Source organism: Paenibacillus contaminans (genome assembly GCF_003285015.1).
GTDB lineage: Bacteria > Bacillota > Bacilli > Paenibacillales > NBRC-103111 > Paenibacillus_V > Paenibacillus_V contaminans.
In genome coordinates, this window is record NZ_QMFB01000018.1 from 138,138 (window position 1) to 155,389 (window position 17,252).

13 protein-coding genes are annotated in these 17,252 nt (G+C 51.0%); all 13 read right to left on the reverse strand.

Going from position 1 to position 17,252, the window contains the following annotated elements:
* Positions 1-4: 4 nt before the first annotated feature.
* The 13 genes from DQG23_RS26780 to hcp all read right to left on the reverse strand — a co-directional run bounded on the left by DQG23_RS26780 (position 5) and on the right by hcp (position 17,119).
* Positions 5-1,156 (reverse strand): Gfo/Idh/MocA family protein, encoded by a 1,152-nt coding sequence (locus DQG23_RS26780; protein WP_113034101.1) that lies wholly within the window; start codon positions 1,154-1,156, stop codon positions 5-7.
* A 26-nt stretch (positions 1,157-1,182) separates the two neighbouring features.
* Positions 1,183-2,055: a carbohydrate ABC transporter permease gene (locus DQG23_RS26785; RefSeq protein WP_113034102.1), complete on the reverse strand. Its 873-nt coding sequence runs from the start codon at positions 2,053-2,055 to the stop codon at positions 1,183-1,185.
* Between the two features lie 17 nt (positions 2,056-2,072).
* Entirely contained in the window at positions 2,073-2,978 is a 906-nt protein-coding gene (locus DQG23_RS26790) for an ABC transporter permease subunit (protein ID WP_146762388.1), read from the reverse strand.
* 104 nt (positions 2,979-3,082) lie between these two features.
* Complete coding sequence (locus tag DQG23_RS26795; protein ID WP_113034104.1) at positions 3,083-4,822, reverse strand: type 2 periplasmic-binding domain-containing protein; 1,740 nt, start codon at positions 4,820-4,822, stop codon at positions 3,083-3,085.
* Between the two features lie 230 nt (positions 4,823-5,052).
* Positions 5,053-6,636 carry a response regulator transcription factor gene (locus tag DQG23_RS26800; protein WP_113034105.1) on the reverse strand — a complete coding sequence of 528 codons (1,584 nt, stop codon included), beginning with the start codon at positions 6,634-6,636 and terminating at the stop codon, positions 5,053-5,055.
* Positions 6,629-8,464: a sensor histidine kinase gene (locus tag DQG23_RS26805; protein ID WP_146762389.1), complete on the reverse strand. Its 1,836-nt coding sequence runs from the start codon at positions 8,462-8,464 to the stop codon at positions 6,629-6,631. Before DQG23_RS26805 ends, DQG23_RS26800 begins: the two co-directional genes overlap by 8 nt.
* A 211-nt stretch (positions 8,465-8,675) precedes the next feature.
* Entirely contained in the window at positions 8,676-9,374 is a 699-nt protein-coding gene (locus DQG23_RS26810) for an ABC transporter ATP-binding protein (RefSeq protein ID WP_113034107.1), read from the reverse strand.
* Between the two features lie 4 nt (positions 9,375-9,378).
* The gene (locus tag DQG23_RS26815; protein WP_113034108.1) at positions 9,379-11,022 is read right to left on the reverse strand and encodes an ABC transporter permease; all 1,644 of its coding nucleotides are present in this window, start codon (positions 11,020-11,022) and stop codon (positions 9,379-9,381) included.
* Positions 11,023-11,025: 3 nt separating this feature from the next.
* The gene (locus DQG23_RS26820; protein ID WP_113034109.1) at positions 11,026-12,147 is read right to left on the reverse strand and encodes a Fe(3+) ABC transporter substrate-binding protein; all 1,122 of its coding nucleotides are present in this window, start codon (positions 12,145-12,147) and stop codon (positions 11,026-11,028) included.
* Between the two features lie 280 nt (positions 12,148-12,427).
* Positions 12,428-13,489, reverse strand: coding sequence for a Fe(3+) ABC transporter substrate-binding protein (locus DQG23_RS26825; RefSeq protein WP_113034110.1), 1,062 nt, complete (start codon positions 13,487-13,489; stop codon positions 12,428-12,430).
* Positions 13,473-14,891, reverse strand: coding sequence for a HAMP domain-containing sensor histidine kinase (locus tag DQG23_RS26830; protein ID WP_238178044.1), 1,419 nt, complete (start codon positions 14,889-14,891; stop codon positions 13,473-13,475). Before DQG23_RS26830 ends, DQG23_RS26825 begins: the two co-directional genes overlap by 17 nt.
* 32 nt (positions 14,892-14,923) lie before the next feature.
* Complete coding sequence (locus DQG23_RS26835; protein ID WP_113034111.1) at positions 14,924-15,601, reverse strand: response regulator transcription factor; 678 nt, start codon at positions 15,599-15,601, stop codon at positions 14,924-14,926.
* 225 nt (positions 15,602-15,826) lie between these two features.
* Positions 15,827-17,119 (reverse strand): hydroxylamine reductase, encoded by a 1,293-nt coding sequence (gene hcp, locus DQG23_RS26840; protein ID WP_113034112.1) that lies wholly within the window; start codon positions 17,117-17,119, stop codon positions 15,827-15,829.
* Positions 17,120-17,252 lie beyond the last annotated feature (133 nt).

Consider the following 17,252-nt stretch of genomic DNA (forward strand, 5'->3'; position numbering starts at 1 on the left):
GACATTACCCTCGCTTTCTGAAATCCGGAACGTCCTTCAACGTCCCGCCTTCATGGGAAGATTCGGCAGCCAAGATGGCCGGAGCGGCGCATTCCGCAGCCTTGTACACGTCCATCTCGATAGGCGTGTCTTCGAGTATCGCTTGCAGGAAGTTCTCGATTGGCCATCCGTCAGAACCGCCATGCCCGCTCTGCTTCATATAATCGCTTGCCCCTTCTACGTCCGTGCTCCACTCCATGTCCCGCCATTGACCGTCGTGCGCCGTCCACATCTTCGGTTTATCGCAGTCCGTCCTGTTCCATTCCACCGAGCCGTTCGTTCCCTTCACCTGATACCAATGGTATCCTGTTTCCTTGCGCATGCCGTGCGGGGAAGTAAAGCCGACCGCCACTCTGTAAACCACATCGTTATCGGTATGCATAAGCGCGACTTCGATATCTCTGGTAGCCAGGTTATCCACATAATAGCTTTCCGGCCGCGTGCCCATGCAGGATACTCGTGTCACCCGTCCCCCGGTAATGCTTAACAACGGGCTAAGCGTATGCGGGAGATAATAAATCGGATGGATATAGCGTCTCTGGCGCCATGTCCGTTCTACCTCACGCCCCTCCGGCGGAGCGGCGCTGCCGTTGAACCTTTCGCCTGTTTGAGGATCAAGAAAGTAATCCCAGTCCGCAAAATGCAGATACTCTCCTTCTGCAAACAGGATTTTGCCCAAATCGCCTCGCGCGGCCATCTCCTTCCATTGCCGGATAAAGCCCCAATACCTCGTTTGTTCGGATAACTGGTATTTGACTCCCGTCTTTTCCACCGTACGCACGAGATCCCAGCATTGCTGCAGCGTATAAGCCGCCGGCACTTCCGTCGTGACATGAATGCCCCGCTCCATCGCATAACAAGCCATCTCAACCTGGATGTCGGGCGGGGCGGCGATGAACAAGGCATCCATCGGTTCCGAAGCGAGCATCTGCTCGTAATCGGTATAACATTTCACATCGGGATCGCCGATTTCCGCCGCCGCCAATTCGTTCATGGACGCTATCCGATCGCATAATGCCACGATCCGGCAATTCGGATGCTGTGCATACAGCTTCGCGATCCCTCTTCCTCGAGGTCCAAGACCGAGCACGCCCAGTCTGACTTGCTTTCTGTTCATAGTCTCATTCTCCTGATCCGATTGAATTAGCCTTTGATCGAGCCGATCAACAAGCCTTTAATGAAATATTTTTGCAGAATCGGGTAAACGAGCATAATCGGAAGCACCGTAATAACGGTAATGGCCATTTTCAGGCTTTCCGGCGTGACATGCTGCACCCTTCTCCCTATCGTAATTTGTTCGATGGAAGAAATGGATTGCAAAGCGTTATACAAGACATATTGGAGCGGATATAAATCGGTGTTCATCGCATTGTAAAATTGAGTGTCGATGAATGCGTTCCATTGCGCGATGCATGCGAATAAGACAACTGCCGCAATAACCGGTTTGCTGATCGGAAAGATGATCCTGAAGAATAACTGGAAATCGTTCGCGCCATCGATAAGCGCCGATTCCTCCAGGCTTTTGGGCAAGCCCTCGATGTACGTTTTAATCAGGATCAGGTTAAATACGGCCACCGCGGACGGAAGAATATAAACGAGGAACGTCCCCGCAAGATGCAATTCATTCATCAGAATGTAAGCGGGTATGATGCCGCTCGAAAAATACATGGTCAACACGAAAAATCTGCGAAAAAAGCGGATGGCGATCAAATCGTCCCGTGTCAGCACATAGCCGGCCATCGAAGTAAAGAAAATCATTAACGCCGACCCGGATATCGTCCGCGCGACGGAAATAAAGATGCCGTTCACAATGCTCGAATCGCTGAAAGCCAGCACATAAGCGTCGATATTCGGGTTTTGGGGAAGCAGCAATGCGCTTCCGCTAATTAGCGCCGGATCGCTTAACGAGTAATTGATGATATACAGAAACGGATAAACCATAATGACGAAGATGATCAGCATAGCCGCATAGTTGGCGCCGTCAAAAAGCCGATCTCCCAGCGTTCGTTTTATCATGCGAGCTCCTTCCTTACTTAGAAGATTCCCTTGCCCGTTACCCTTCTGGAGAAGGCGTTTACCGCGAGGATAATAAAAATACTTACGACCGACTTCACAATCCCGACTGCGGTTGAATAGGGAAAGTTAAGCTGCTTTAATCCAAACTTGTAAATGTACATATCGAAAACTTCCATTTTTTCCCAGTTAGTGGGGTTTGTAAACATGAAATACTGCTCAAAATTTGAATTCAGAATCCAACCACTGTTCAATATTAGCAGCACGACCAGCGTCGGCAGCAAATTTGGAATGGTAATATGCCAGATCTTGGCGTACCTCGAGGCGCCGTCGATTGATGCAGCTTCGTATTGATCGGTCGGAATGGCTGAAATCGCCGCGATAAAGATGATGCTTATATACCCTACGGATTTCCATGCCTCCAGCCCGACAATCAATGCCCAGGCATACTTTTTATCACCCAGAATGTTTAAGCCTTCGTCCAGAATGCCCCATCCCACAAGCAGATCATTGACAATTCCCGTTGTGGGTGCAAACAAGGCGTGCGTTAACGAGTAAACGATCACCCAGGATATGAAGAAAGGAAAGAAAGAAACCGTTTGAATCACTTTGACGAACGCCCTGGAGCGAATTTCATTCAATAGTAAGGCAAACAGCAGGCCAAACGATAAATTGGCGACGATCACCATCATATTCATGGCCAACGTATTTCGGAGCAAATATACATAGTCGCTGCTTTGCATAAAAAAGTTCTTGAATTGGGCGAACCCGCTCCACTTGGCATCCCACACGCTAAGTCCAACCTGATATTTCTTGAATGCGATCATCCAGCCGGCCAGAGGAACATATGAAAATACGAACACCAGCAGTAACGCCGGCAGCAGCATGAGCAATAAATAGCGCTGTCTCAGGATTTTGGCAATCAACAATGTTCAACCAGCTTTCCGTGCGATTTCGCAGGCGGATGCGAGAACCGATCGCCGATCAGCCGACCGGTTTCGCGAACAACCATTGCCTGTCGCGCACTCTTTTATTTCTTCACTTTATCGATCATCTCTTTGTACATCTGGTTGTATTTGTCTACGACGCTTTGCGGATTCATATTCTCATATTCTTTCAGCATGCTTTCCCATATGCGCTGGAAATCCGCATCGTCTTTCGCCATAATCAGCTTTGCTGTATTTTTCACCCGGTGTTCGACCAGCTTCTGCTGCAGCTGACCCAAATCGCTGCTCGGATCGATCTGAATCGAAGGGACGATGCCGGAAGGAGCACCCACACTTGTTTGCTGCCAGTAGTCAACCGAGTTTTTCCACCCTAATTTCGTATAAGCTTCCTTTGTCTTCTCGGTCAAGGACAGCTTGTCTCTTAAGTCCGGGTCCACTTCAAGGGGATACGGTTGGCCGTTCTTGGCCGCTCTCGTGTCGCTTCCCAGGAAGCCGAACGCCCCGATCCCTTCCATCGATTCCGCCGGATTATCCATATGCTTGATTAACAAATCCGTCGGTACCCGCTTCCCGTTCTCAACGGTATAATGCTTGCCTTCAATCCCTTCCTGCAGCAGCAATTGTCCTTCTTCCGACGTTGCCCAGTTCACCAATTCCATAATTCGCTTAGGGTCCTTCGCTTTTGTCGTAATCACGACCGAATTGAACGGCGCCAGGTCCAGCTCCATAATCAGTCTTTTTTCATTGCGCTCTATCTGTGTATTGCTGCGGATAGGGAGCGTGATATACTGCCGTTCCGGATGCCCGGCCTTCTCCAACGTTTTATTGGCCGAATCCACCAGCCAAACGCTGTACCACATGCTCAGGGCACGGCCGCTGTTCGCCTTCTCCTGAACCTGCGCCGCCCGGTCGGTGAAACTTTCCTTATCCAGAATCCCTTCTCTGTACAGCCTGTTGAGAAATTTGAACGACTCCAGCACGTATTCATTTTTCAAATAGTCTTCGAACTTTTGTTCCGCATGGTTCCAGATGACGCCGCCGTTGCCGGCAACTCCGGTATATCTTCCGCCCTTCTCGTACATGATGCCGGCAATTCCGGCCATTCCATAGGACTCCCCGAACAGGCTCGACATGCCGATCGTCTTCTTGCCGTCCGTTTCCGGGAAATCAATCATCGCTTGCTTCAGGAATTTCACATAGTCATCTTCGGATATGAGCTTCGGCCAGCCTTGCTTCTCGAGCGCATCAATCCGAACGGCAACGTCAAGCCCTTTTATATTCGTGTTTAAATCCGATTGGCTGGTTTCCCACTTATACAGCTTATTTTCCGCCGCCAGCGCTCTCCAGTATGGAATTTGACTTTTGTACCTTTCTGTAAAGTTCGGCGATTTAGCCATGTAGTCGTCCAGGGCAATCGCCGCGCCTGCTTGTATATATTTGCTAACATTCTCGTTGAATTGGATAGGTAAAATTTCGGGATAATCTCCGGCGGCCAGCATCAGGTTCACTTTCTCGCCCCAATCTCCCGCATAAGGCACCATCTCGAAGACAATATTAAACTTTTCTTTGATGATCTTGCCGACTGTCGTTTCATCGCTTTTCTTGAATTTTGAAGTACCGCCCGGATACATGTATTTGATCGTGTATAAAGGACGTTCTTCTTTGCCCGGCGATGGGCTATCATTGCTATTGGCAGCGTTATCGCTAGTCGCCGGCGGCCTTGCAGTCTCAGCGGTGCCGCTTCCCTGTTTCGAACACGCGGCTAAAAAAACGAACATCACAATCCATACGAGCGAAATAGCTTTCTTTGTCCGATTATGCATACGCGATCTCCCCTCAAAACATAGTTTTCGACTTGACTTGGAAATGGAACCTCCCTCCTGCTTACTAAACTAATCTTAATAGAAATGCAGCGCTTTCATAACATGACAAAACCGTCATTGTAGCAGGGCAATTGCGCACAACTTTTGGCGAAAACTCAAAAACGGCCGTTCCCCGTACTGCTTTGAAGCATGCGATACGGATAACGGCCGTGAGCGAAAAACATCAATGATCATTTATGGGTTCGTATATTTTTCTTGTACTCCACAGGAGACATTCCTTTTATTTTTTTGAATATCTGATAAAAATAATTCAAATCCCGGTAGCCCACCTCCTCGCTGATTTCGTAATTTTTCAAATAGCCTTCTTCCAGCATTTTCGCCGCTTTCTCAATTCTCGTTTTGTTTAAAAAATCGACAAACCCCATGCCTGTATGCTTTTTAAACAGCTTGCCGATGTATCCCTGGTTGAGAAAAAACTTTTGCGAGAGTGTCGTCAAACTGATGTCTTTATTATAATTGCCGTTCACATACTGAACGATGTCGTTTAACACCGCATGGTCAAAATTGCCTCGCTTCTTCTTGATATAGCAAGCGGTCTGGATGCACGCAGCCTTGATATATTCGATAAGCTGCTGATCGCTGTTATCGGCATAAACATAGTCGGCATCGCTTCCAATATCGATGATTGACTTAGCATTCCCGCCGCTTTCGCTGATCATAGACGCAAGTTCAATAAAAGTATGGATCATGATGGAATAAAGCGCTTTATCGGACTGAATTAGCGTTTCCGCTTCTTGCGAGAGGCGTTCCAGCTCATGCAAAATACCGGCCTCATCGCATTCCTGAACCTTGCTCAGAAGGACGGTATGGTCCCAGTTGCACTCCGCGTGAAAAACATGCTCAATGTCGTCATAAAACGTCATCCCGGAGCCTTGCATCAACCTCTGCCATTTGATCGCTCTGCAGCTATTTCGAAAAGATTCGGGAATGCCTGCAACACTCTTCGCCTCATTCCCGAGCGCTATAATCATCATTCCATTTGCTGCGCGACTGATAGTTTTAAACAGCTCAGGCATAACCGTTTCTTTGAGAACATTCATGTTTTGCTCCCTGCTATAAAGCAAGGCGCCGAGCATATTCTGCTCATCCGGTTCAAACAGGTATCCGCATTCATACTTTTCAATCGTATCGCGAATGGCCGCTTTGATCATCTGCTTGGGGATCCCGTCTTTCCATTCATTCGGATCATCCTGTCCTGCCGATTCGTTTTGCTCAAACTGTACCACAAGGACACTGTAGCTATACTCTTCCAGCCTTCTACCCCAATCGCCGATTTCGTAATCCGTCTTTTTCCATACACCGGTTTTCACAAGCTCCCAAAAAAGCTTCTCTCTGACAAATTCCTCTCTCTTCCTCTGCAAAAGCTCGTTGGTCGTCTCGTGATCCAGCTCTTTTTTAAGCAATCGAACCGTATTCTCCAATTCCTCCCGGTTTATCGGTTTCAGAATATAATTTTTGACCCCATAGGTTAAGGCTTCCCTGGCATATTCAAACTCCATATACCCGCTAATGACGATGATCTTTGCCGGATATTTTTTTTCGTATAGCTTTTTGATCAATTCAATACCGGACATTTCGGGCATTCTTACATCCGTAATGATGACATCGGCGGCCGTTTGATCCAATTGCGCGAGAGCCTCCGAACCGTTAAATACCGCGCCTGCTATGCCGAATCCTTCCCGTTCCCAATCGACAATCAGCTTAAGCCCTTCGCAAATGTTCGGTTCATCATCAACAAACAATATCTTATACACGCTTCATTCCTCCTTCCCCGCTGTCGTCCAATACAGGCAGCGTAACCCTCACCTCAGTACCGAAGCCTTTCCTGCTGTTAATTGTCAAGCCGTATTGATCGCCGAACATAAGCTTGAGCCTGGTATGAATATTTTTCAGTGCGATCCGCGTGTGACCCAGGCTTGCGACCGATTCCGCGCTATTCCTGATATCTTCCCGCACCGCCTGCAATTCGTCCTCCTCCATCCCCGCGCCATTATCGGCAACCGTCAGCACAAGCTCCCCCTCTTCAATAAAAGCGCGAACCGTTACCATCCCCCCGGCAGATTTCATCTCGATTCCATGATAAATCGAATTTTCAATCAATGGCTGCAAAATCAGCTTCGGGATATAGAAATTCAGCAGCTCCGCCGGCACATGCTTTTCATAGTTGACCCTATCGCCGTAACGGTATTTCTGGATCAGGAAAAAAGAGTCGACAAAGCGTATTTCATCCGCAAGCTTATACCATTCATGATTACTGCTTAGTGACAGTCTGAATGTTTCGCCGAACATACCGATAATATCCGAGGTTTCCCTGTCTCCCTTAATGAGCAGTCTCATCCGAATGGATTCCAGCGTGTTAAACAAATAATGCGGGTTGATCTGACTCTGAAGCGTGATGATTTTAGCCTCTTTTACCCTGGTTTCGATTACGCTGCTTTTCAGCTTTTCGTTCACGACGCGGATTTCGGCTTCATAGACCTCGTGGATCAATGTATTGATTTTATCGACCATTTCGTTAAAGCTCGTATTGAGTATGCCTATTTCATCCGTGCCTGATATCTCATCCGAAATCGTATAGTTTCCCCTTTTGACCTTACCTATTTTCACTAAAATTTTCTTGATTCTCCCTGTAATATTCCGCGATAGGTAATGCGTTAAAATAAGAGAAAACACGATGCAAAGCAAGCTAAGGACAATACTTGTAACCCTGATACTATGAATGCTTGCATATATGGTCCCCGTAGGAATCATATAGGTAATGCTCCAATTGTTTATGTTGTAAGCGGACTGGTCTATCTTTTTGTTGAGGACGATGTAATCGCTTCCTTTATATTTCGCCAAAAAATATCCCTTACTTTTCTCGGAAGACGGATTGTCAAACTTCACGTCTTGAATATTCCTGTATTCGCTCTCGCTTTCGGTAGAAACGAGAATATTTCCTTCTTCGTTATAGAAAAATATTTTTTTCCCGCCTTCATTTTCCTTTGAAATAAGCGAGTACAGCTCATCCTTGCGAAAAAATACGGCAAGCACGCTATCCAGATTATAGTCCTTTCTACTGTTGAGCAGGAACCTGTAGCCGCCCAGATACTCCTTATTGGACAATTTGATCGAATTTCCGGCGCCGGCCCACCGGATTACTCCTCCTGTCGGGTTTGAAAGATCTGCCCACCCTTCCCTCTTCAAATCTTCCATAGAATTATTCAAGATCCCGGAAAAGCCGATGGAAGCGTTTTGGGTGTATACCCGAATAACCACATCGGAAATTTTGTAGTTTAGCCTTTCAAAAAGCGGTTGTATGTAGGCCCTGTAATCATGAAGAGCATCGTAATCGGTTGTATAGACGGTATTCATATAGGAATTGAATTGCAAATCATTGGACAGCCCGTCGATTACATCGTAATAAACGCCCAATTTATTCGTAATATTCTCCCCAAGCTGATCAAGGGAAACTTTCGACAGCTCCAGGGAGCTTCTGAAGGATATCGCTCCGATGCTCTTCGAGAGAAAGTAATCCAGAACGAGTATCGGAATAAGAATGACAATCAAATAAATCAGAATAATCTTCTTCCAAAGCCTCATGTTGTTTGCCTTAAACAACTTGGGTAATATCGTGCTCACCTCCACTCTATTATTTAATATTAAATTCCAGTTTTTTTCTACTATAACTTAAAATACAAATGGAATGAAGGCACTAAACGACAATAAGCCCACCGTTCACCGAAATGGTGAAACGATGGGCGGTTCATGCTTTCTGTGTCCAGCCACTCTTTCGAATTTACGATTTGTTAACTCAGCTCTCGTGTACTAGACAACCAGGCGTTCTAGCCCCTTCCACCGCCTCACGACGATTCTCCTTGACGTGTTGGACGCGGTCGCATATCGCATCGATGTCCGCTTGATCGTGCGAAACGAGCAGGCAGGTGATGTTCGCCTTCTGCAAAATCAGCCGAAGCTCGGTGCGGATCGCAGCTTTCAAGTGGGCGTCGAGGCTGCTGAACGGCTCATCCATCAGCAGCACCGAGGGCTGCGGAGCAAGCGCTCTTGCGAGGGCGACCCGCTGCTGCTGCCCGCCGCTCAGCTCATGCGGATACCGCAACGCGTATTCCTTCATTTGCACAAGCTCCAGCATTTGCTCCAGCCGCATGCGGCGAGCCGCACGGTTCAGCTTGTGCAGCCCAAATATGATATTATCGGCGACGGTCATGTTCGGGAATAACGCGTAATCCTGAAAAACCATACCCACGCCGCGTTTTTCTGGCTCAACGAAGGTGCGCCCGTCCACGATTAAGCGTCCGTCGATGGATATGCTTCCGCTTTCAGGCGTTTCGAGTCCTGCGATCAGCCTGAGGAGCGTGCTCTTCCCGCTGCCGCTCGCCCCCAGAATCCCGACGATTTCCCCCCGTGACATCGTGAACGACAGCTCGTCGATAACGGCGGACTGCCCGCCGGCAAAACGGAACGTCACGTCTTTTACCGCGACATAAGACATGAACTCAGCTCCTTTCCGGTTTAAGGATGAATAGTACGGAAACCAGTCCGATCAACACGAGCAGCAGCGAGGGCAGCGCGGCGTCAAAAACGCGTTCGTCCGTCGCATACTGATAAGCGCGGGTCGACAAGGTGTCGTAATTGAATGGCCTAAGCAGCAAAGTAAGCGGCAGCTCCTTGACGATCTCCACGAAGGTCAGCACGAAGCCGCTCAGCAGCGAGCCTCTGAGGAGCGGAAGCTCAACGCGGAAGAAGGTCGCCAAGCTGCTTCGTCCGAGCGTCCGCGATGCTTCCGAATAAGCGCGCGGCATTTTCTCGTACCCGGCCTCCAAGGCGCCGTATCCCGTTGCCATAAAACGGATTACGTAACCGGCAATAAGCATCGACAGCGACAAGCTGAGCACAAGCGAGCCTTCCGGTTTGCCCATTGCCGCATAAAGCGGGGACAACTGCTCATCCAGCGCGATAAACACAGCCAGCACGCCGATCGCAATAATCGCCCCCGGCACGGAGTATCCTGCAGACAGCAGACGCGTCAAAGCCTGCATGAACGGCGAGTCGAACATACGCGCCGCCCTGGAGGAAAGAAGCGCGATCAGAAGAATGATCGCCGTTCCGATTCCCGCTCCTTTTATCGTATTCACGGTCAAATCGGCAAAGTCGGAACGCCATACCGTACCGCCGTGCTGAATCGACCACGCCGCCAGCTGGGCGATCGGAGCAAGGAAGGCAAGCAGAAACACTACGGTGCAAAACGCGGCCGCCCCCCACGCAGCGATCCCCTTCAGCTGCTGAGGCTTGAGCGGATTGCTCCGGTTCGCAGCGCCCGCATACCGCCTGCTTCGCCGAAGCAAACGCTCGAACATGAAGAGACCGATTACGGCGAGCATAAGCCACGCCGCCAGCTTCATCGCCGACTGCACATCGTACATGCCGAACCAGGTTTGAAAAATAGCCGTCGATACCGTTTGCACGCCGAAAAAATTGGCTACCCCGTAATCGCTGAGCACCTCGAAAACGACGAGCATGACGCCTGCCATAATGGCCGGACGGGCAAGCGGCAGCACCACCCTCACAAAAACGGAAAGCGGCTTATGGCCGAGAAGCCTCGCATTTTCAACGAAAGATGCACTCTGACGTTCCAGAAAGACGCGAGTCATCATGAAAACGTACGGAAATAGAAACAGCGTCAATACGAAAACGGCTCCGCGAGCCGACATCACCTCGATCGTACCCGGCGGCACCGCGATGTCGAACCGATTGCGCAGCGTCGCTTGAATAACGCCCGTATAACCGGTCATCGAGCTGTACGTATAGGCCGCGATATACGGCGGAACCGCAAGCGGCAGTACGAGCGCCCACTTGTAAAAGTTTCTCATCGGAAACGTATACCCCACGACAAGCCATGCGAGCACGACGCCAATAAATGCGGCAAAAAAGCCGGTAAAAAGCACCAGCTTTGCCGACCCGAGCACATAATCCGCAATCAAAAATTGTTTGACCTTGTCCCAGTTCTCATTGGGCGAACGGAACAAACCGGTCAGCACATAAAGGATGGGCAGCAGTACGACTGCCGCCCCGATTACGCTTGTGATCGTCCATCCATTGATGTGCCTCCCGGCCGATCTTGGAAGCAGCGTTGTTTTCATCGCTTATTTCCAGCCGACCTTATTGGCGATCTCGATGGCTTTCGGATTAAATTCGCCGTATTTCGCAAAATCGATGTTTTGGTGCTTGAACGTTCCCCAGCTTTTGAGCAGCTCAGGCATCGTCGCTTGGCTGTTGACCGGGAATTCGAAATTGGCCTGCGAAATTTTCGTTTGTGCTTCAGGCGCCGTCAAAAACTCCAGCAGCTTGACGGCATTGTCTTTGTTCTTGCTGTTCTTGACGAGGCCTGCACCGCTTATGTTGATATGCGTACCGGTCGTTTGCTGATTCGGGAAAAATACGCCGACTTTCTCGGCAACCTTCACTTCTTCTGCATCCTTGGAAGCCGTCAGCTGCCCGACATAATACGTGTTCATGATCGCGACATCGCCTACGCCGGCTACGATCGCTTTCGCTTGATCACGGTCGCCGCCCTCAGGCTGACGCGCAAGGTTCGCCGCGATGCCCTTTGCCCAAGCTTCCGTTTCTTTCTCGCCCATAATGGCGATGAATGCCGCCAGCATGGATTGGTTATACAAGTTAGTCGACGATCTTACGACAACCTTGCCCTTCCATTTATCCGTAGCCAAGTCTTCGTATGTAGAAAGCTGGCTTGGATTTACACGATCCTTAGCATATACGATTACGCGCGCCCGAGTGGATAAGCCGATCCAATGACTATCCTTGTCGCGCAGGTCTGCCGGAACTTGTTTGTCCACGACCGCCGATACGACAGGCTGCAAAACTTGCTCCGCTTTCGCCGTATTCAGAATGCCGCCGTCAACCGTAATGAACAGGTCGGCCGGCGTGCTCGCGCCCTCGCGTTTTATGCGTTCGATCAGCTCTGGCGCTTTGCCTTCCACCACGTTCACTTTGATGCCCGTTTGCTTCGTAAACATGTCGTACAGCTCTTTGTCCACATCATAGTGACGAGCCGTATAAATATTCACTTCGCCGCCCGTTTTGGCAGGCTCCGGACTAGCCGATTTCGCCGGTTCCGCCGTTTTGGTTGGCGAAGCACCGCCGGCATTGCTTTGTCCCGAATTGCCTGCGCCGCATCCAGCCAGTAGCGCGATAACGAGCATAAACGAAACGGTTAAAAAGATAGATCTGCTTTTTCTTAACATCTTTCTGTAATCCTCCCCACATCGGTTGCAGTTGATGATAATATTCATTCTCATTAAAAATCGAGGATAAGCCCTTACCAGCGTCTTTAACGCCGGCGGTTACCGTAGGTCAAGATCCGCATCCGCGAAATCCTTGCTGATTGACTCAAAAAACGGTACTTGCTTCGGTCCTTTGCAAATGAGAATCATTATTATCGCTGCTGTCTATTGAACATTGTAGCAACCGAAAATGAGAAAATGATGTGAAAGAAAAAAAATTCAGTTTGATGACACAAACCCTCTACTTCCAGCCGGCTCTTTCGAATATTTCCGCCGCCCGCTTGTGAAACCGCCCCAGCCCCGCAACATCGACCGGCTGCCGCTGAAACTTTTGCCAGCTTCTCAGCAGTCCCGGCATATCGGCTTCCCCATTCACCGGAAACTCGTAGCTGCCTTGTGCCAGCAAGGTCTGCCCTTCTTTGCCCGTCAAAAATTCGGCAAGCTTAAGCGCATTGTCCTTATTCGGGGCATGCTTGGCCAAGCCGATCCCGCTAATATTTACATGCGTGCCCGTCGTCGTCTGATTCGGGAAGAAAACACCGAGCTTCTCCGCGATTTCCAGCTCCTCCGGATCCTTCGATGCCGACATTTGACCGATGTAGTACGTATTCATGATCGCCACATCGCCGACCTTGGCCGCTATCGCCTTGGCTTGGGCGCGGTCTCCTCCTTCCGGCTCGCGGGCAAGATTACGGACGATGCCCTCCGCCCATTTCTCCGCTTCCCGCTCCCCGTACAGCTCGATAAACGATGCCAGCAGGGACTGATTGTACAGGCTTGACGCGGATCGCACCAGCACCCTTCCCTTCCACCTCTCGCTCGTCAAATCTTCATAGGTGGACAGCTCCTCAGGGTTTACGCGGTCTTTGGCATACACGATCACCCGGGAACGGGTCGCGATTCCCGCCCAGTAGCCGTCCGGGTCGCGCCACTCCGCCGGCACATTCCGCTGCAGCGCTTCGGACGATAGCGGCTGTAGAACGCCGCTTTGCTTCGCGAAATCAAGGGCGCCGCCGTCAACAGCGACGAACAAATCCGCAGTCGAGGCCTCTCCCTCCCGCTTCATGCGCTCGACAAGCTCCTCCGCCGTCCCCTTCACTTCATTGACCTGAATGCCCGTCCGCTTCGCAAATTCTAGGTAAAGCGCGTTGTCCACCTCATAATGTCTTGCCGTAAACACGTTGACGACCTGCCGCTTGCCTTGCGGCTTCTCCTGTCGCGTCAAGCCGCCTGACGAGCAGCCCGATACGAAAAGAACAGCCGCAGCGGCTAACAATACTCCGCTTTTAACCCGCTTTATCATTGGAATCTACCTCCCGCTTATCAGTTTGAAGTCGACAGGCAAACGTAATCGTCACGGTCGTCCCGTCCGCTTCCTTGCTTCGGATGATCATTCGGCCGTTGTAGCGCTCGACAAGCCGCTTGGCAATGGCCAAACCGAGGCCCGTTCCGCCCTGCTTCCGGCTTCTCGCCTTATCCACCCGGTAGAAACGGTCCGTCACATACGGCAAATCCTTCTCCGGAATGCCGATCCCGCAGTCGGACACCTCGAAAAACGCCTCATCGCCGTTTACGGAGCCTTTAACACGAACAGCGGACCCGGCTTCGGAATATTTCACCGCATTATCCAGCAGTATCGTCGTTATCTGCTCCAAATGCCTTTCGGATACCGCCACCTCGCGGTCCTCGAAGCCTATGAAGGCCGTTTCGAACGTAAAACCGGGATGCAGCTGCTCCATTTGCCCGACCACATTCAGGATCGTCCGATCCGCACGTAACGTGCCGTTATCGGCAATCTCCCCTTCCTTATCCGCCCTTGTAAGAACGAGCAGATCCTGAACGAGCGCTTTCAACCGAGCGAGCTCATGGTAAGAGATGTTCAAGGATTCTTCCAGAGCCGCGGGATCGTGCTTGCCCCAGCGAAGCAGCAAGGATAAGTGCCCGTCCATGATCGCAATCGGCGTCCGCAATTCATGCGAGGCGTCTTCGACGAATTGGCTTTGCTGGTGAAAAGAACGCTCGACTTGATCCATCATGCCGTTGAACATTTTCATCAAGGTGGCGATCTCATCCTCGTGGTCCGGGATTTTCATCCGTTCCTGCAGCCCTTTGCGTTCGACGTTACGCATCGTCTGCGCCATCGACTGAAGCGGCTTCAGGAATTGCCGTGCAAGCAATCCGCCGGCAAGACCGCTTAGGACGACGGCACCCAGCCCGGACAGGACGAACACCCGCAAAATCGCTTCCGTCAGCCTTTTGAATTGATCCAGGCTCTTCACAATCTCGACGGTCCCGTTAAACGAATGAATCGTGATCGGACTTCTCATCACAAGCAAGGAGTGGCCGGAATGGCCGGCGATGACGATTTCCGTTTTCGCCGTTGGCGCCGGGGCAACCCACTCCTCCGGGATGCCGTCGGAGACCGCGATCACCCGCGTCCCGTCCTGGCCGATGATGCGGATCAGTTGATCGTTCGCATTTTTCTTATCCAATAAGGTGCGGATTTGCGGCAGCTCGTCCTCCGTAAAACCGGTTTCCTTTTCCAGCAGCGAGTTTAGGATGTCGTTCATTTTTTGCCTTGTCTGCGTCTTCTCTTGGCCGATCATCCATTTCTCGACAAACACATACTGTACGGTATTATAAGCGATGAACAGCACAAAAATGAGGAAAGCCGACCACAAGGTTAGCTTCCATCTAATGGGCATGCGCGACAACGCCCGCTTCACGGATTGTGGCGTCATGGTTTCATCACGTAGCCGACACCGCGCTGGGTTTGAATGTAGCTGTCTTTTCCCGGCTCGTCTATTTTGTTGCGCAAATACCGGATATACACGTCAACGACATTCGTATCGACCGCCGCTTCGAAGCCCCATACTTTATCGAGGAGCGTCTCCCGGTTCATCACCCGATTGACGTTCTCCATAAGCGCCGTGAGTAGATCGAATTCGCGCTTGGTCAGCCCGATTTCCGTATCTCCTCTCTTGACGACCCTTAAGTCCATATTAACGGACAAATCCCGGAACGTAAGAACCGCTTGCGTCGGTTCGGCGATGTCCGCTTGCCTTCTGAAAATAACCCGCATGCGGGCTTGAAGCTCTTCAACGGCAAAAGGCTTCGGTATATAGTCGTCGGCGCCGCAATCGAGACCCGATACGCGGTCCGTAATGCTGTCTCTGGCCGTCAGCATGATGACGGGCGTTTTTTTGACCGAGCGGATCCGGCGGCATACTTCCATTCCGTCCAGCTTCGGCAGCATCAGATCAAGCAAAATAATATCCCACTCTTCGGCAAGCGCAAGCTGCAGCCCCGTCACTCCGTCATAAGCCAAAACCACGTCAAACGCTTCGCGCCGCAGCTCCATCTCGACGAACCGCGAAAGATGCTGCTCGTCTTCAATGAACAAAATCCGCTTCATTCCATTCGATTCCCCTCATGGCGAGTCTTCCAAATCGCTTCGTTATGTGTACTAGTATAGCGCAAGAAATCAACATTGAGAATCTTTATCAAATGGAAACCGCACAAAGAATAAAATCCCCCATTCCAGCATAAAGCCGGAACAGGGGATATCGTAAGTGCAGTATCTTTTATGCTTACCTTTTATGCAGCTTAGCGGTGCCGCAGGCAGCGATCGGCCTATTGATCAGTGCAGGGCAAGCATGGCCGCCATGTCTTCTTGCGCATCGCCGATCAGCTTGAGGCCGAATTTCTCGACGAGCACGTTCATGACGCCTTCGTTGATAAACTCCGGCGCTTTCGGGCCGATGCGGATATCCTGGATGCCGAGGCTGAACAAACCTAACAGGATGGCGACGGCTTTTTGCTCGAACCAAGATAACACGATGCTCACCGGCAGTTCGTTGACGCTGCAGCCGAAGGCGTCGGCGAGCGCAAGCGCGATTTTGACCGTGGACCCGGAGTTGTTGCATTGACCCAAATCGATATACCGCGGGATTCCGGTGCCCGGCACTGTACCGTAATCCACATCGTTAAAGCGGAACTTGCCGCAGGATGTCGTCAGGATGACGGTGTCGTTCGGAAGCGACGTCGCCAGCTCGCGGTAATACTCGCCGCCTTTGCCCGGGGCGTCGCAGCCGGCGATGACGAAGAAACGCTTGATTTGTCCGTCTTTGACCGCTTGAATGATTTCCGGCGCAAGCCCGATGACGGTTTCGTGGTGGTAGCCGGTCGTCAGCACCTGCTCCGAGCCGATATTCGCCTCCGGCAGCTCGAGCGCCCGCTCGATGAGCGGCGAGAAATCCTCGCCCGCGATTTTCGTCACATTCTCAAGCCCCGCAACCTCGTAAGAGAAAAAGCGGTCCGCATACGTGCCTTTGATCGGCATCACACAGTTTGTCGTCGCCAGAATCGCGCCCGGGAACTGCTCGAACAGCCGGCGCTGATCGTACCAGGCTTTCCCGATGTTTCCTTTAAGGTGTGCATATTGCTTCAGCTTCGGATAGCCGTGGGCAGGCAGCATTTCGGAGTGGGTATAAATGTTGATGCCTTTGCCTTCCGTCTGCTTCAGCAGCTCTTCCAGCGCATACAGGTTGTGTCCCGTCACGACGATGCATTTGCCTTCGATCTTATTTTGCGGCACCGTAACCGGCTGCGGAATCCCGAAATGCGTCGTATGCGCGCGGTCGAGCACATCCATGATCCGCACTGCGGCGTTGCCGACCTTCATGGCCATATCCAGGTGCTCCTGAAGATTGAAATTGGAGTTGGTCAATGTCAAATAAAGCGCTTCGTGCGTTATTTTATCTACTTCCGGGTCGCTGTAGCCAAGCTGTCTGGCGTGCGTCGCATATGCGGCGATTCCTTTCAGCGCAAAAATAATCGTATCCTGCAGGCTCGCGATCGTCTCGTCCTTGCCGCACACCCCGATCACCTTGCAGCCGCCGTTCGGCGTTTGCTCGCATTGGTAACAAAACATCATGCATCCTCCGTTCCATGATTCGCTTTGTTCACTTCCTACAATTAGCTTATCAGAGCCGGGAGGTTACCTATGTGATTGCACGCACACCGTTTCGGGAGAAATGGTGACAATGGGCGTTGGTTTTATGACA

Bases quoted from the DNA above. Each gene is read 5' to 3' on its own strand.
- DQG23_RS26780 (WP_113034101.1), bottom strand. From the start codon at position 1,156: ATGAACAGAAAGCAAGTCAGACTGGGCGTGCTCGGTCTTGGACCTCGA.
- DQG23_RS26785 (WP_113034102.1), bottom strand. From the start codon at position 2,055: ATGATAAAACGAACGCTGGGAGATCGGCTTTTTGACGGCGCCAACTAT.
- DQG23_RS26795 (WP_113034104.1), bottom strand. From the start codon at position 4,822: ATGCATAATCGGACAAAGAAAGCTATTTCGCTCGTATGGATTGTGATG.
- DQG23_RS26805 (WP_146762389.1), bottom strand. From the start codon at position 8,464: ATGAGGCTTTGGAAGAAGATTATTCTGATTTATTTGATTGTCATTCTT.
- DQG23_RS26810 (WP_113034107.1), bottom strand. From the start codon at position 9,374: ATGTCTTATGTCGCGGTAAAAGACGTGACGTTCCGTTTTGCCGGCGGG.
- DQG23_RS26815 (WP_113034108.1), bottom strand. From the start codon at position 11,022: ATGAAAACAACGCTGCTTCCAAGATCGGCCGGGAGGCACATCAATGGA.
- DQG23_RS26820 (WP_113034109.1), bottom strand. From the start codon at position 12,147: ATGTTAAGAAAAAGCAGATCTATCTTTTTAACCGTTTCGTTTATGCTC.
- DQG23_RS26825 (WP_113034110.1), bottom strand. From the start codon at position 13,489: ATGATAAAGCGGGTTAAAAGCGGAGTATTGTTAGCCGCTGCGGCTGTT.
- DQG23_RS26830 (WP_238178044.1), bottom strand. From the start codon at position 14,891: ATGCCCATTAGATGGAAGCTAACCTTGTGGTCGGCTTTCCTCATTTTT.
- DQG23_RS26835 (WP_113034111.1), bottom strand. From the start codon at position 15,601: ATGAAGCGGATTTTGTTCATTGAAGACGAGCAGCATCTTTCGCGGTTC.
- hcp (WP_113034112.1), bottom strand. From the start codon at position 17,119: ATGTTTTGTTACCAATGCGAGCAAACGCCGAACGGCGGCTGCAAGGTG.